The sequence below is a fragment of the Acidovorax sp. T1 genome (genome assembly GCF_002176815.1).
Lineage (GTDB): Bacteria > Pseudomonadota > Gammaproteobacteria > Burkholderiales > Burkholderiaceae_C > Acidovorax.
Window position 1 is genome coordinate 1,310,001 of sequence record NZ_CP021648.1, and the last position, 14,340, is coordinate 1,324,340.

12 protein-coding genes and 2 rRNA genes (1 of these 14 cut by a window edge) are annotated in these 14,340 nt (G+C 60.5%); 12 read left to right on the forward strand and 2 right to left on the reverse strand.

The window, feature by feature from the left end; translation table 11 throughout:
• From CCX87_RS06260 to ntrC, 12 genes are all read left to right on the forward strand, one after another.
• Positions 1 to 1,752, forward strand: a 23S ribosomal RNA gene (locus tag CCX87_RS06260) (it extends 1,127 nt beyond the left edge of the window).
• A gap of 141 nt (positions 1,753 to 1,893) precedes the next feature.
• A 5S ribosomal RNA gene (rrf, locus tag CCX87_RS06265) occupies positions 1,894 to 2,006 on the forward strand.
• 105 nt (positions 2,007 to 2,111) lie between these two features.
• Positions 2,112 to 2,861 carry a 16S rRNA pseudouridine(516) synthase gene (locus tag CCX87_RS06270; protein WP_087744706.1) on the forward strand — a complete coding sequence of 250 codons (750 nt, stop codon included), beginning with the start codon at positions 2,112 to 2,114 and terminating at the stop codon, positions 2,859 to 2,861.
• A 212-nt stretch (positions 2,862 to 3,073) separates the two neighbouring features.
• A complete protein-coding gene (locus CCX87_RS06275; protein ID WP_442857483.1) occupies positions 3,074 to 4,027 on the forward strand; it encodes a YncE family protein in 954 nt (317 codons plus the stop codon).
• Between the two features lie 4 nt (positions 4,028 to 4,031).
• Positions 4,032 to 4,844, forward strand: coding sequence for a polysaccharide deacetylase family protein (locus CCX87_RS06280; protein ID WP_087744713.1), 813 nt, complete (start codon positions 4,032 to 4,034; stop codon positions 4,842 to 4,844).
• Positions 4,845 to 4,907: 63 nt separating this feature from the next.
• The gene (locus CCX87_RS06285) at positions 4,908 to 5,945 is read left to right on the forward strand and encodes a sterol desaturase family protein (RefSeq protein ID WP_369825237.1); all 1,038 of its coding nucleotides are present in this window, start codon (positions 4,908 to 4,910) and stop codon (positions 5,943 to 5,945) included.
• 59 nt (positions 5,946 to 6,004) lie between these two features.
• Positions 6,005 to 6,913 carry an EI24 domain-containing protein gene (locus CCX87_RS06290; protein ID WP_232476495.1) on the forward strand — a complete coding sequence of 303 codons (909 nt, stop codon included), beginning with the start codon at positions 6,005 to 6,007 and terminating at the stop codon, positions 6,911 to 6,913.
• Entirely contained in the window at positions 6,910 to 7,731 is an 822-nt protein-coding gene (locus CCX87_RS06295) for a competence/damage-inducible protein A (protein ID WP_087744718.1), read from the forward strand. The genes CCX87_RS06290 and CCX87_RS06295 overlap by 4 nt, the downstream gene beginning before the upstream one ends.
• 170 nt (positions 7,732 to 7,901) lie before the next feature.
• The gene (glnA, locus tag CCX87_RS06300; RefSeq protein WP_087748208.1) at positions 7,902 to 9,317 is read left to right on the forward strand and encodes a type I glutamate--ammonia ligase; all 1,416 of its coding nucleotides are present in this window, start codon (positions 7,902 to 7,904) and stop codon (positions 9,315 to 9,317) included.
• A 210-nt stretch (positions 9,318 to 9,527) separates the two neighbouring features.
• The gene (locus CCX87_RS06305) at positions 9,528 to 10,025 is read left to right on the forward strand and encodes a hypothetical protein (protein ID WP_087744721.1); all 498 of its coding nucleotides are present in this window, start codon (positions 9,528 to 9,530) and stop codon (positions 10,023 to 10,025) included.
• Positions 10,026 to 10,093: 68 nt separating this feature from the next.
• Complete coding sequence (gene glnL / locus CCX87_RS06310) at positions 10,094 to 11,116, forward strand: nitrogen regulation protein NR(II) (RefSeq protein ID WP_087748209.1); 1,023 nt, start codon at positions 10,094 to 10,096, stop codon at positions 11,114 to 11,116.
• Between the two features lie 39 nt (positions 11,117 to 11,155).
• Positions 11,156 to 12,757, forward strand: a complete 1,602-nt coding sequence (gene ntrC, locus CCX87_RS06315) for a nitrogen regulation protein NR(I) (protein WP_087744724.1) — start codon at positions 11,156 to 11,158, stop codon at positions 12,755 to 12,757.
• A 228-nt stretch (positions 12,758 to 12,985) separates the two neighbouring features.
• Here the strand turns inward: ntrC and xth are convergent, their stop codons facing one another.
• Together xth and CCX87_RS06325 are read right to left on the reverse strand one after the other, a co-directional pair.
• Entirely contained in the window at positions 12,986 to 13,762 is a 777-nt protein-coding gene (gene xth, locus CCX87_RS06320) for an exodeoxyribonuclease III (RefSeq protein ID WP_087744727.1), read from the reverse strand.
• Positions 13,763 to 13,844: 82 nt separating this feature from the next.
• Positions 13,845 to 14,333 carry a dihydrofolate reductase gene (locus CCX87_RS06325; protein WP_087744730.1) on the reverse strand — a complete coding sequence of 163 codons (489 nt, stop codon included), beginning with the start codon at positions 14,331 to 14,333 and terminating at the stop codon, positions 13,845 to 13,847.
• Positions 14,334 to 14,340 lie beyond the last annotated feature (7 nt).

The following is a 14,340-nucleotide window of genomic DNA, read 5'->3' on the forward strand; positions in this document are numbered from 1 at the left end:
GGGGCTAAGCCAGTTACCGAAGCTGCGGATGTGCAATTTATTGCACGTGGTAGGAGAGCGTTCTGTAGGCCTGTGAAGGTGTCTGGTAACGGATGCTGGAGGTATCAGAAGTGCGAATGCTGACATGAGTAGCGTTAAAGGGGGTGAAAAGCCCCCTCGCCGTAAGCGCAAGGTTTTCTACGCAACGTTCATCGGCGTAGAGTGAGTCGGCCCCTAAGGCGAGGCAGAGATGCGTAGCTGATGGGAAACAGGTCAATATTCCTGTACCGATGTGTAGTGCGATGTGGGGACGGAGAAGGTTAGCTCAGCCAACTGTTGGATATGTTGGTTCAAGCCTGTAGTCGTGCCCGGTAGGCAAATCCGCCGGGCTTAGATGAGGGGTGATAACGAGGCTGCTTGCAGTCGAAGTGAGTGATACCCTGCTTCCAGGAAAAGCCACTAAGCTTCAGCTACACACGACCGTACCGCAAACCGACACTGGTGCGCGAGATGAGTATTCTAAGGCGCTTGAGAGAACTCAGGAGAAGGAACTCGGCAAATTGATACCGTAACTTCGGGAGAAGGTATGCCCCAAGTAGGTGAACTCGTACAGAGGGAGCCCAACGGGGTTGCAAAAAATCGGTGGCTGCGACTGTTTAATAAAAACACAGCACTCTGCAAACACGAAAGTGGACGTATAGGGTGTGACGCCTGCCCGGTGCTGGAAGATTAAATGATGGGGTGCAAGCTCTTGATTGAAGTCCCAGTAAACGGCGGCCGTAACTATAACGGTCCTAAGGTAGCGAAATTCCTTGTCGGGTAAGTTCCGACCTGCACGAATGGCGTAACGATGGCCACACTGTCTCCTCCTGAGACTCAGCGAAGTTGAAATGTTTGTGATGATGCAATCTCCCCGCGGAAAGACGGAAAGACCCCATGAACCTTTACTGTAGCTTTGTATTGGACTTTGAACAGATCTGTGTAGGATAGGTGGGAGGCTTTGAAGTGAGGACGCTAGTTCTCATGGAGCCAACGTTGAAATACCACCCTGGTGTGTTTGAGGTTCTAACCTAGGTCCATTATCTGGATCGGGGACAGTGCATGGTAGGCAGTTTGACTGGGGCGGTCTCCTCCCAAAGCGTAACGGAGGAGTTCGAAGGTACGCTAGTTACGGTCGGACATCGTGACGATAGTGCAATGGCATAAGCGTGCTTAACTGCGAGACTGACAAGTCGAGCAGATGCGAAAGCAGGACATAGTGATCCGGTGGTTCTGTATGGAAGGGCCATCGCTCAACGGATAAAAGGTACTCTGGGGATAACAGGCTGATACCGCCCAAGAGTTCATATCGACGGCGGTGTTTGGCACCTCGATGTCGGCTCATCTCATCCTGGGGCTGTAGCCGGTCCCAAGGGTATGGCTGTTCGCCATTTAAAGAGGTACGTGAGCTGGGTTTAAAACGTCGTGAGACAGTTTGGTCCCTATCTTCCGTGGGCGCTGCAGATTTGAGGAAGCCTGCTCCTAGTACGAGAGGACCGGAGTGGACACACCTCTGGTGTATCGGTTGTCACGCCAGTGGCATTGCCGAGTAGCTAAGTGTGGAAGAGATAACCGCTGAAAGCATCTAAGCGGGAAACTCGTTTCAAGATGAGATCTGCCGGGGCCTTGAGCCCCCTGAAGAGTCGTTCAAGACCAGGACGTTGATAGGCAGGGTGTGGAAGCGCAGTAATGCGTTAAGCTAACCTGTACTAATTGCTCGTGCGGCTTGACCCTATAACTTTGATAGCCAACACATGCAAGTGTGAACAGCTCAAAGATTGTTATGCCAAGTTGACGCAGTCAAAACATAAAATCTGATTCCAAACTCTATGAATTCGCCAGGCAGTTCACAAAACTGCCCAGCACCAAGTTATGCCTGATGACCATAGCAAGTTGGTACCACTCCTTCCCATCCCGAACAGGACAGTGAAACGACTTTGCGCCGATGATAGTGCGGGTTCCCGTGTGAAAGTAGGTCATCGTCAGGCTCTTACAGCCCAGTAACGCCCCACTCAAACTTTGAGTGGGGCGTTCTGCTTTGGGGTTATGGATCGCGCTTTTATTGGGCCGGGGATGTCCGCCGGAACATGGCAATGCAACTTCAAGATATTCTGTATTCTCAAGGGTTTGGTACCCGCCGTGTCTGCGCGGGACTTGTGCAGCATGGGTGGGTCGAGACGGCCAGCCTCGACCCAGACGCTCCCTTCAGTCTGTGTACTGATGCAGTGCTGGATTTCGATACCGATGATCTGCGTTTGCGGGTGCAAGGGGTGGAGTGGCCGTACCACGCCAAAGCGTACGTGATGCTGCACAAGCCTTCTGGGACAGAATGCTCGCAGAAGCCATCAACTTACCCCAGTATCTACACCTTGCTACCCGCTCCGCTGCGGCAGAGACCGTGCAAGAGTGCCATTCAAGGCGTGCAGGCTGTAGGCCGTCTTGATCAGGACACAACGGGTCTTTTGTTGCTCAGCGACGATGGGCAATTCATCCATCGCATGAGTTCGCCAAAGAAGCATGTACCCAAGGTGTACCGGGTAACCACCAAACATCCGGTGGATGACCAGCAAATCGGCAAGTTGCTGGCAGGTGTTGTGCTCGATGATGATCCCAAGCCCGTGCGCGCGTCCGCTTGCACGCCGCTGGATAGCCATCATCTGGACCTGACCCTGACGGAAGGCAAATACCACCAGGTCAAGCGCATGCTGGCGGCTGTGGGCAATCGGGTGGAGGCGTTGCATCGCTCGCGCATCGGCACGCTGGATCTTCCTTCAGATCTGGCAGCCGGGCAGTGGAAATGGTTGTCTGCTGCGGATCTGCTCAGGCTGAATCCTGTTTCGTGATACAGCACGCCAAGGCATACCATCTATCCAGGTTTCGACTCGGCTTCTTCCCGGCATGCTGCGTTTTTGGAGCAATCATCCAGTTCAAACATGGTCTGCTCGCCCGTTGTTACGTCTTTGGTACGTAGGCGCAGGGTGTGCGGCGCTAAACTCCTCCGCTGCTTTGAAAGTTGGTTCCTGTGAAGATTTTTTCTACTGCACGTTGTTGCGCCCTGTTGGCTGGGTTCGCGTTGTCCGTTGCCAATGCGGCAACGTCTGCGCCGCCTCCTGTTTTTGTCTTGAATTCGCTGGAGGCGAATGTCAGCGTGATTGATCCCGTCACCTGGACCGAAACTGTGCGCATCCCCACGGGCAAGGAGCCGCACCATCTGTACCTGACGCCGGATGAAAAGTCACTGGTTGTGGCCAATGCGCTGGGCGACACGCTGACCTTTGTGGACCCGCGAACCGCGCAGGTGCAGCGGACTGTACGCGGCATTGTCGATCCCTACCATCTGCGCTTCACCCCTGACATGAAGTGGCTCATCACCGCGGCCAACCGGCTGAACCATGTGGACTTTTACCGCTGGGACGGGAACGAGCCCGTGTTGGTGAAGCGCGTAGCCACGTCGCGCACACCCAGCCACATGTGGATAGACAGCCGCAGCACCACGGTCTATGTGTCGATGCAGGACAGCGATGAACTTGTTGCCATGGACATCGCCACGCAGACCATCAAATGGCGCACCAAGACGGGCGCCATGCCGGCGGACGTGTATGGCAGTGGCGATGATCGGCGGCTTTTTGTCGGGCTGACGGGCAGCGATGGGGTGGAGGTGTTTGATATTTCCGGACGAGAGCCGCGCAGTATCAAGAAAATCACCACAGGCAACGGCGCGCATGCCTTCCGGGCTGCGGGAGACGGCCGCCATCTTTATGTCAGCAACCGGGTTGCCAACTCGATCAGCAAAATTGACATGGGAACCCAAGAGGTCGTGGCCACCTATCCCGTACCGGGAGGGCCCGATTGCATGGACGTGTCGGCCGATGGCCGCTGGATTTACGTGAGCTCACGCTGGGCACGCAAGCTTTCGGTGGTGGATACCCAGGCCGGCAAGGTGGTGCGGCAAGTCGCGGTAGGTAAATCGCCCCATGGCGTATGGACGTTGCAGCACGCACCCCGGTGACGCCATGCGCGAAGCGATTCTGCGGTGCTTGGGGCGGGCTGTAAGCGCTTCGTTTTTGATAGCTGCTTGCGCTTTACCTATAAGCGCTAGTGCTCAAAATGACTGTAAAAAGCCGCTCTACCTCACTTTTGACACCGGCCACATGGAGGTGGCTCCGCTGATCGCGGAGGTGCTGCAACGCCACCAGGTCCAGGCGACCTTTTTTGCCGCGCAAGAACCGACCAAGCAGGGCGATGGCAGCCTGGGCGCGCACTGGGCGGCGTGGTGGCGCGCCCGCGGTGCGGAAGGCCATGCCTTTGCCTCTCACACCTGGAACCATGTTTACTGGCGCGCGGACCTCGGTGGTGCGGCCGCACCGGCGTTTCGCGTGCGGCCCTCGGCCGGTCCGCGACAGGGGCAGGAATTCACGATGGGCGCACCGGAATATTGCCAAGAACTGGCCCGTGCTGCGGATCGATTGCAGGCCCTTACAGGCCAGAAGCCCCTGCCCCTGTTCCGGGCGCCCGGCGGCAAGACATCGCCCCAGCTGATTGCCAGCGCCAAGGCGTGCGGCTACACCCATGTGGGCTGGGCGCCGGCGGGGTTTCTGGGGGATGAGCTGCCCAGTGAAAAATTCAGCAACGACGCGCTGCTGCGCAAAGCGCTGCAAGGCATACGCAGTGGCGACATCCTGATGGCGCATCTGGGCATCTGGTCGCGCAAGGATGCCTGGGCTCCTGCCGTGCTGGAGCCGCTGATCGTGGGGCTGAAGGCAAAAGGGTTCTGTTTTCGCACATTGCGCGAGCACCCGGAGTACGCGGTGGCGCAGGTGCGTTGACTGGTGCACTGTCACAGCATTCGGGCAGCATCATCGTGTGCAAAACAATGACAAGAGGGTGAAATGATGGAGTGGTGGGCCGAGGCCTTTAACGGGGCGCAGCAGTGGTTGTTCGAGTCCACGCTGCAGCCTTTGCTCTTTGCCTTGGGGCTGGGCAATCTGCTGGAAAACGGATACGAGGCCACGGGGTGGTTGCTGGTGGGCCTGCTGCAACTGGTGGTCATCGTGGTGGTGTTTGGCCCCTTGCAGCGCTGGCGCCCCGTAGAGCCCGTCACCGACCGGGCGGCCATCCGCACGGACATGCTTTACACGCTGCTGCACCGGCTTGGCCTGTTTCGGGTGCTTCTGTTCTTTGCCATTGCCCCGTTGTTGGACATGCTGTTTGGCTCACTTCGGGTGGTGGGCATCAGTACGTTGCAACTCGATGGTCTGTGGCCGGGGGTCACGGATATTCCATGGGTCAGCCTGCTGCTTTACCTGGTGGCTTTTGATTTCGTGGATTACTGGCTCCACCGGGGCCAGCACCATTTCGAGTGGTGGTGGCGGCTGCACTCCCTGCACCACGCACAGCGCCAGATGACCATGTGGAGCGACAACCGCAACCATCTGCTCGACGATGTGCTGAGAGACACGCTGCTGGTGATCGTGGCGCAAGCCATCGGCGTGGCTCCTGGGCAATTCATCGCCATCGTGGCGATTACCCAGCTGAGCGAAAGCTTTCAGCACGCCAACCTGCGCCTGTGGTTTGGCCGCTGGGGTGAGCGGCTGTGGATCAGTCCCCGGTTTCACCGCCGGCACCACACCATCGGCTTCGGCCATGAAACCACGCCAGCGGTGAATCCATCCACACCACCCGTCGACATGGCCCCAGGCGCGCTGCCGCCCACGGGGCGAAAGGCGGTTTTGGGCGGACACAACTTCGGCGTGCTGTTGCCCTGGTGGGACATGTTGTTTGGTACGGCCGATTTCCAGCTTCGCTACGAACCCACGGGGGTGAGGGACCAGGTGGAGCCCGATCCGCAGGGCCGTCTGCGCGACTATGGCAGAGGGTTCTGGTCCCAGCAATGGCGCGGAGTGCTCAGGCTGGTTGGCAAGGCCTGAACCCGCATTCAAGCCACCCGTTGAGCCGGTTCCCAGGCAGTCAAGGTATGCTTGCCGGCATGGGACTCTTGGTTGATTCTTTCTGGCGCGCAGCGGTGTATTGCCTGCGACCGCGCGTGATCATGCTGTCAATGGTGCCATTGCTGCTGATCGGGGTGTTGGGCGGCGCCCTGGGCTATTTCTACTGGGATGGTGCCGTACGGGGCATGCGCGCGTTGATGGAGTCTTCCACGCTGCTGGCCCCCTTCTGGGGCTGGTTGCACGCCTGGGGCGTGGGCGACGTGACCGCTGTGATGGCGCCGCTCATGGTGATCCTGATTGTCACGCCCGTGCTGGTGATGTTCTCCCTGCTGGCAGTTGCCCTGCTGATGACGCCCGCACTGGTCACCCTGGTCGCCCAGCGTCGTTTTCCCCATCTCGAGCGCAAGAAGGGCGGCTCTTTCTGGGCTGGCGCGGTGTGGTCTTTGGGTTCCACCGTGCTGGCAGTGATGGCCCTGGTGGTGTCGATTCCGCTGTGGCTGGTGCCACCTCTGGTGTTGGTGCTGCCGCCGCTGATCTGGGGCTGGCTGACCTACCGCGTCATGGCGTTCGATGCGCTGGCCGAGCATGCCAGCAAGGAAGAGCGGCGCGAGATATTGCGCCGCCACCGAACCCGCCTGTTGGGTATCGGTGTGTTGGCCGGTTATCTGGGCGCGGCGCCCAGCCTTGTATGGGCTTCCGGCGTGGTTTTTGCGGCGGCTTTTTTTATTTTGGTGCCGCTGGCGATCTGGATCTACACACTGGTTTTTGCCTTTTCTTCCCTTTGGTTTGCGCACTACTGCCTTGCCGCGCTGGAGCGCCTGCGGCAGGAGGGCGGTGCACCGTCGGCAACGGTGGCCCCTGCCAGCGATCCAGCTGCTGTGGCCATTGCAGTCCACCCCGGCGCAGCCCCTGATGCAACCTTCATTTCGGAGAAAGAATTGCCATGAGTTCGCATATTGGCCTGATCATCGTGGGCGATGAGATTCTTTCGGGCAAGCGTGCCGACAAGCATATGCCCAAGGTCATCGAGTTGCTGGCGGCACGCGGGCTGGCCTTGTCGTATGTTGACTATGTGGGCGACAGTCCCGAGCGCCTCACAGCCACGCTGCACCGTGCGTTCGCGTCGGGCGATATGGTGTTTTCATGCGGCGGCATTGGCGCCACTCCGGATGACCACACGCGCCAGTGCGCGGCCAGGGCGCTGGGTGCGGATCTGGTGCTGCACCCGCAAGCCGAGGCCCTGATCCGCGAGCGCATGCAGGATGTGGCGCGCGAGCAGGGCGTGCCCTATGAGGCAGACCGTCCGGACAACGTGCATCGGCTCAACATGGGCATGTTTCCCCAGGGCGCGCGCATCGTGCCCAACCCCTACAACAAAATCCCCGGCTTCAGCTGCAATGGCCCGGGAGGCGGGGCAGTGCATTTTGTACCGGGCTTTCCGGTGATGGCGTGGCCCATGATCGCATGGGTGCTGGACCACGAATACCCGCATCTTTTCAATTGTTCGCCGCAGACCGAACAGTCCGTCATTGTCTTTGGCTCGCTGGAGGCGGTGCTCACGCCCCTGATGCAACGCATTGAGCAAGAGCACCCCGGAATCCGGGTGTTCAGCCTGCCCAGCGTTGATCACCCGCAATATGGGCGCCACATAGAATTGGGCGTGAAGGGACCGGCTGCAGACGTTCCTGCTGCGTGGGCAGGCCTGCAAACGGGCTTGCACGCCATTGGTGCTCGATGCGGCCCTGAATTGGTGCGAAACCTGTAGTGAGCTCTAAAAAATGCATGAATGCACCGTTTTGGTGATATTTGGTGCCGGGGCTTCAGCGGCTTTGCCCTGAGTGCTCCGTCCCAGTGCAGGCAAGGCACTCGCCTGGCACGCAAACTGCTTTTCGCTTGGCAGACTTTTTTAACAAGCGTTTTACCCAGGAGAACCTGATGGCCAAGACCGTTGCAGACGTAATGAAGCTGGTGAAGGAGAACGAAGTCAAATTCGTGGACTTCCGTTTTACCGATACCCGTGGCAAACAGCAGCACACCACCGTGCCCGTCTCACATTTTGACGAAGAAAAATTCATTTCGGGCCATGCCTTTGACGGCTCGTCGATTGCTGGATGGAAAGGCATCGAAGCCTCCGATATGCAGCTGATTCCTGACCCGAATTCGGCCAACATCGACCCGTTTTTCGAAGAAACGACGCTGATCCTGACCTGCGACGTGATCGAGCCCAGCGATGGCAAGGCCTATGACCGCGATCCTCGCTCGGTGGCCAAGCGCGCCGAGGCCTACCTGAAGGCCTCTGGCTTGGGCGATACGGCATTCTTCGGCCCCGAACCCGAATTCTTCATCTTCGACGGTGTGCGTTGGAGCACCGATCCCAATCACACCTTCTACGAAATCGAAGAGTACGAAGCACCCTGGAACACCGGCTCCAAGCTTGAAGGTGGCAACCGCGGCCACCGCCCCACCGTCAAGGGCGGCTACTTCCCCGTGCCTCCCGTCGACAGCACGCAGGACATGCGCGCCGAGATGTCGCTGATCCTCGAATCCCTGGGCATTCCGGTTGAAGTGTTCCACCACGAAGTGGCGGGCGCTGGCCAGAATGAAATCGGCACGCGTTTCAGCACCCTGGTCGAGCGCGCCGACTGGACCATGCTGCAAAAGTATGTGATCCACAACGTGGCCAATGCCTACGGCAAGACAGCCACCTTCATGCCCAAGCCCTACCACGGTGACAACGGCTCGGGTATGCATGTGCACCAGTCGGTCTGGAAAGATGGCAAGAACCTGTTTGCAGGCGACGGCTACGCCGGCCTGTCGGACTTCGCTCTGTACTACATCGGCGGCATCATCAAGCACGCCCGTGCGCTGAACGCCATCACCAACCCTGGCACCAACAGCTACAAGCGCCTGGTGCCCCACTTTGAAGCCCCGGTGAAGCTGGCCTACTCGGCCAAGAACCGCTCTGCCTCGATCCGCATTCCTTACGTGGCCAACCCCAAGGGCCGTCGCGTGGAAGCCCGCTTCCCCGATCCACTGATGAACCCCTACCTGGGCTTTGCGGCACTGCTGATGGCGGGTCTGGACGGCGTGGAAAACAAGATCCATCCCGGCGAAGCCGCAACCAAGGATCTGTACCATCTGCCGCCAGAAGAAGACAAGCTGGTTCCAACCGTCTGCCACAGCCTGGACCAAGCGCTGGAAGCCCTGGACGCCGACCGTGGCTTCCTGACCAAGGGTGGCGTGTTCTCTGAAAGCATGATCGACGCCTACATCGACTTGAAGATGAGCGAAGTCACGCGTTTTCGCATGGCGGTGCATCCGGTCGAATACGACATGTACTACTCGCTGTAATCGTCTGCCCGCAGGCGATGGCATCCAAAGGCGGCGCAAGCCGCCTTTTTTCATGGTGCCACGATATGTTGAGGTCGGGTCAGGAACCAAGCCATCATCTGTTGCATCCTTTCCCAATAGCCTGTATCGGTTGCGGTTGCCCAATTGGTGATGCGTGGCGATTAGGGGATACTCAACAGCACCCCTGCATAGCATGTGCGAGGACACTGAATGAAAAAATCGCTCACTACCCTGATAGTCATCGCTGCCCTGGCGCCCGCCGCCTGGGCACAAGACCGCATCTACCGCTGCGGCAATGAATACACCAACAACGCCGCCCAAGCCAAGGAACGCGGCTGCAAGCTGGTCGAAGGCGGCAACGTGACGGTGGTGCAGGGCGCCCGCGCCAAGGCATCTGGCGTTGCAACCCCCGGTGCTTCTACTGCCTCGCCCGCCGGTGCACCACGCGTGGAAAACAACGACCAGCGCGCGCGCGATGCGGATGCCCGGGCCATTCTGGAGTCCGAGTTGCGCAAGGCCGAGGCACGCCACGCCGAATTGCTCAAGGAATACAACAACGGTGCGCCCGAGCGCAATGCGCTGGACCTGCGCAACCCGCAGGTTTACCTGGAGCGCACGGCCGAACTCAAGGCCAGTGTTGCGCGCAGCGAGAGTGATCTGGCCGGAATCCGTCGCGAGCTGGCACGCCTTCCAGGCAGTCCGAAGTAAGCGCGATGGAGCGCTCGGTGCCCGATTCTCCCGCCGCTGAAACGGAGCGCTTTCACCCGCTGGACCTGATGTCTACGCTGGTGGCAGTGCTGCGTTCAGACGGCGCCGTGCAGTTTGCCAATGCGTCGCTGGAGAATACGCTGGGGTTGTCGCGGCGCATGCTGGAGGGCTTGGACTTTTCATCCTTCTTTACCGACCCCACGCTGCTGCAGACGGCTTTGGCCGGTGCGCGGGGCAAGGACTTTGCCGCGCTGCGCTACGAAGCGAGCCTGAAGCGCCTGCACCAGGACCCCGTGCCTGTGCATGTCAACGTGGCCGATGCCGAGCAGGTGGGCGAAATCCTGGTCGAGCTGTGGCCTCTGGAGCAGCATGCTCGCCAGGACCGCGAAGAACGCCTGCTCGACCAGGCCCAGGCCAACAAGGAGCTGGTTCGCAACCTGGCCCACGAGATCAAGAACCCGCTGGGCGGCATCCGCGGCGCCGCACAGCTGCTGGAGATGGAGCTAGAAAGCCGCGAGCTGCACGAATATACCCAGGTCATCATCCACGAGGCCGATCGCCTGCAGAGCCTGGTGGACAGACTGCTGGCGCCGCACCGCCATCCGCACTTGGTGGGGGACGTCAACATCCACGAGGTGTGCGAGCGCGTGCGTTCGCTGGTGCTGGTCGAATACCCGCAGGGCCTTACCGTGCAGCGCGATTACGACACCTCGATCCCCGAGTTTCGTGGCGATCGCGCCCAGCTGATTCAGGCCTTGCTGAACATCGTGCAGAACGCGGCCCAGGCCTTGGCAGAACGCATCGCCAAAGGCGATGCCGTCATCACGCTGCGCACCCGCGTGGGCCGGCAAGTCACGTTTGGTCGGCAACGGCATCGGCTGGCACTGGAATTGCATGTCATCGACAACGGACCGGGTGTGCCCGATGCCATCAAAGAGCGGATTTTTTACCCGCTGGTGTCGGGTCGGGACGGGGGATCAGGACTGGGGCTCACGTTGGCACAAACATTCGTACAGCGCCACCATGGGTTGGTCGAATGCGACAGCGTGCCGGGTCGCACCGACTTCCGCATCCTGATTCCCTTGCCCTGAGGTCCCCGACATGCAACTACAGCGAAGGTAAAAAAACACATGAAGCCGATCTGGATAGTAGATGACGACCCCTCGATCCGCTTCGTCCTGGAAAAAGCGCTGGCCCGCGAGAACCTGCCCACGCGCAGCTTCACGAACCCCCGCGAAGTGCTGGAAGCGCTGGCGCAAATTGCCGTGGGCGACGCCGCACGGCAAGGCCCCCAGGTTCTGGTGAGCGACATCCGCATGCCCGGGGGCTCCGGCCTTCAGCTGCTGGAAAAAGTGCGCGAACTGCAGCCGGGGTTGCCCGTCATCATCATGACGGCGTACTCCGACCTCGACAGCGCCGTCTCGGCATTCCAGCGCGGGGCCTTTGAATACCTGCCTAAGCCGTTTGACCTGCCCAAGGCGGTCGAGCTGATCCGTCGCGCGGTGGAAGAAAGCCAGCGCGAGGAAGTAACGGAAGAGCGCCAGGCCGAAACCCCCGAGATGCTGGGCCAGGCGCCCGCCATGCAGGACGTGTTCCGCGCCATCGGCCGCCTGAGCCAGAGCCAGGTGACAGTGCTGATCACAGGCGAATCGGGCTCGGGCAAGGAGCTAGTGGCGCGTGCGCTGCACAAACATTCGCCGTGCGCCGACGGCCCATTTGTGGCCATCAACACTGCGGCGATCCCGAAAGACCTGCTCGAATCCGAGCTCTTCGGCCATGAGCGCGGCGCCTTCACGGGTGCGCAGACGCAGCGGCGTGGCCGCTTCGAGCAGGCCGAGGGCGGCACGCTGTTCCTGGATGAAATCGGCGACATGCCGTTTGATCTGCAGACGCGCCTCTTGCGTGTGTTGTCTGATGGCCAGTTCTACCGCGTGGGCGGCCATGCGGCCGTCAAAGCCCATGTGCGTGTGATTGCGGCCACCCACCAGGATCTGGAAAAGCGCGTCAAGGAAGGCGGCTTTCGCGAGGACTTGTTCCACCGCCTCAACGTCATCCGCCTGCGCCTGCCCGCGCTGCGCGAGCGACACGAAGACGTGCCCATGCTCACGCGCCATTTTCTGCAGCAAAGCGCGCGGCAGCTGGGCGTGGAGCCCAAGCGCATCGCCGAATCGGCGCTGGCGCGGCTGGAGCAGTTCGCCTTTCCGGGCAATGTGCGCCAGCTCGAAAACATCTGCCACTGGCTCACCGTGATGGCGCCCGCGCAGGTGATTTCGCTGCAAGACCTGCCGCCCGAGGTGCTGGAATCGTCGGTTTATCAGGCACCTGCGCGCACCGTGGCTGCACCGGTGGTGGTCGAGCGCCCTGATTCGCTCCATGCGGCCCCTGTACCCGCGCCCGCTTCGGGCGCGGTGCCGGTGTTCGCGCCGGAGTTGGGCGGTGACCTTCTGGTGAACGAAGGCACCGCGCCCGTGCCGGGCACCGCCAACGCCAACGCCGCTGGCAGCGGTGGCTGGGAGCATGCACTCGAAGCCGAGGCGCAAAAGCTGCTGGCGGGCGGGCAAACCGATGTATGGGATGTCCTCACGCGGCGCTTTGAATCACGCTTGATTCGCACAGCGCTGGTTGCCACCCACGGCCGGCGCATGGAGGCTGCACAGCGGCTGGGCATTGGCCGCAACACCATCACGCGCAAGATCCAGGAACTGGGGCTTGATGCGCCGGATGAGAGCTAAATCGCTGCCTTGCGCTTATGTACCAAGCGCTTGCAGCTATGAAAAACATAGTAAACCTAAAAGCTGGCATGAGCCTGCGGCGTCGTTGCGTCTTGCCTGGCACCCCCATCACGGCACCGGCAGGCGCATCCAACTGCCGGATTGAGGAAAGCACAAGCCCCGGGGCCGCAAGGCCTCGGTGGTGCGTTGCTGGGCAGCGGCTTGGCTTCTGAGATCGTGTTTACGATCTCAGCCCAGCGTCACCACCACCGGTGCGTGGTCGCTGGGTTGCGGGTTCTTGCGCGGCGCACGGTCGATCGTGCAGGCGCTGACAGAGCCGCGCAGCGCATCGCTGACCAGGATATGGTCGATGCGCAGCCCCCGGTTTTTCTGGAAACCCAGCATGCGGTAGTCCCACCATGAATAGCTCTTCTCGGGCTGCTCGAACATGCGAAAGGCATCGGTCAGCCCCAGCCCCAGCAGGGCCTGGAAGTGCGTGCGCTCTTCGATGGTGTGGTGAATGGTTTCGCGTAGACCCACGGGGTCGTAAGAGTCGCGGTCTTCTGGCGCCACGTTGAAGTCACCCACCAGCACCAGGCGCGGATGCGCCGCCATCTCGGCGCGCACCATGTCCTGCAGTGCCTGCAGCCAGCGCATCTTGTAGGCAAATTTTTCCGAGCCTGGCTCTTGCCCGTTCACGAAATAGCCGTTGAGCAGGCGCAAGGGGCCCGTGGGTGTGTCCAGCGTGGCGGCAATCACGCGGGCTTGCTCATCATCGTGCCCAGGAATGTTGCGCACCACGTCGCGCAGCGGGTGGCGACTGAGGATCGCCACGCCGTTGTAGGTTTTTTGGCCAAAGGCTGCGGCTTCGTAGCCGGCCGCCTTGAGCGCATCGTGCGGAAACTTGTCGTCGGTGAGCTTGAGCTCCTGCAGGCACAGCGCATCGACCGGGTTGGCGGCCAGCCAGGCCAGTACCTGGGGCAGGCGCACGCTGAGGGAATTGACGTTCCAGGTGGCAATTTGCATGTGTTTTTAGCCTCTAGCCCTTATGTTGTAAGCGCTAAAAGCTATCAATAAGTGAGTGATCGATGGGGTAAATGCTGCGCCGTCAGGCTGCACGCACGTAGCTGACAAAGCTGAACGGTAGCCCGCTGGCACTGGTGTGGTTCTCGCGGGCGGCCTCTACCCATTCGGGGCCAAGTACTGGCGCGTGGGCGTCGCCGTCAAAATTTTGTGCAATCTCGGTGACTTCGACGCGGTGGGCCAGCGGCAACGCCTGGGCGTAGATTTGCGCGCCGCCCATCACCCACACGGTGTCGGACGATGCACAAAACTGTAGCGCCTCGCGCAGGCTGGATGCGCGCTGTACGCCATTTTCATGCCAATCGGTCTGGCGTGTGATGACGATGTTGGTGCGCCCCGGCAAGGGGCGAAAGCGCTCGGGCAGTGAATCCCAGGTCTTGCGCCCCATGATTACCGGGTGCCCCAGCGTGAGCCGTTTGAAATGCGCCAGGTCTTCCGGCAAATGCCAGGGCATGGAGCCGTCCCGGCCGATGACGCCATTGGCGGCGCGTGCGTAGATCAGTGCCACTTCCATGCGCGCT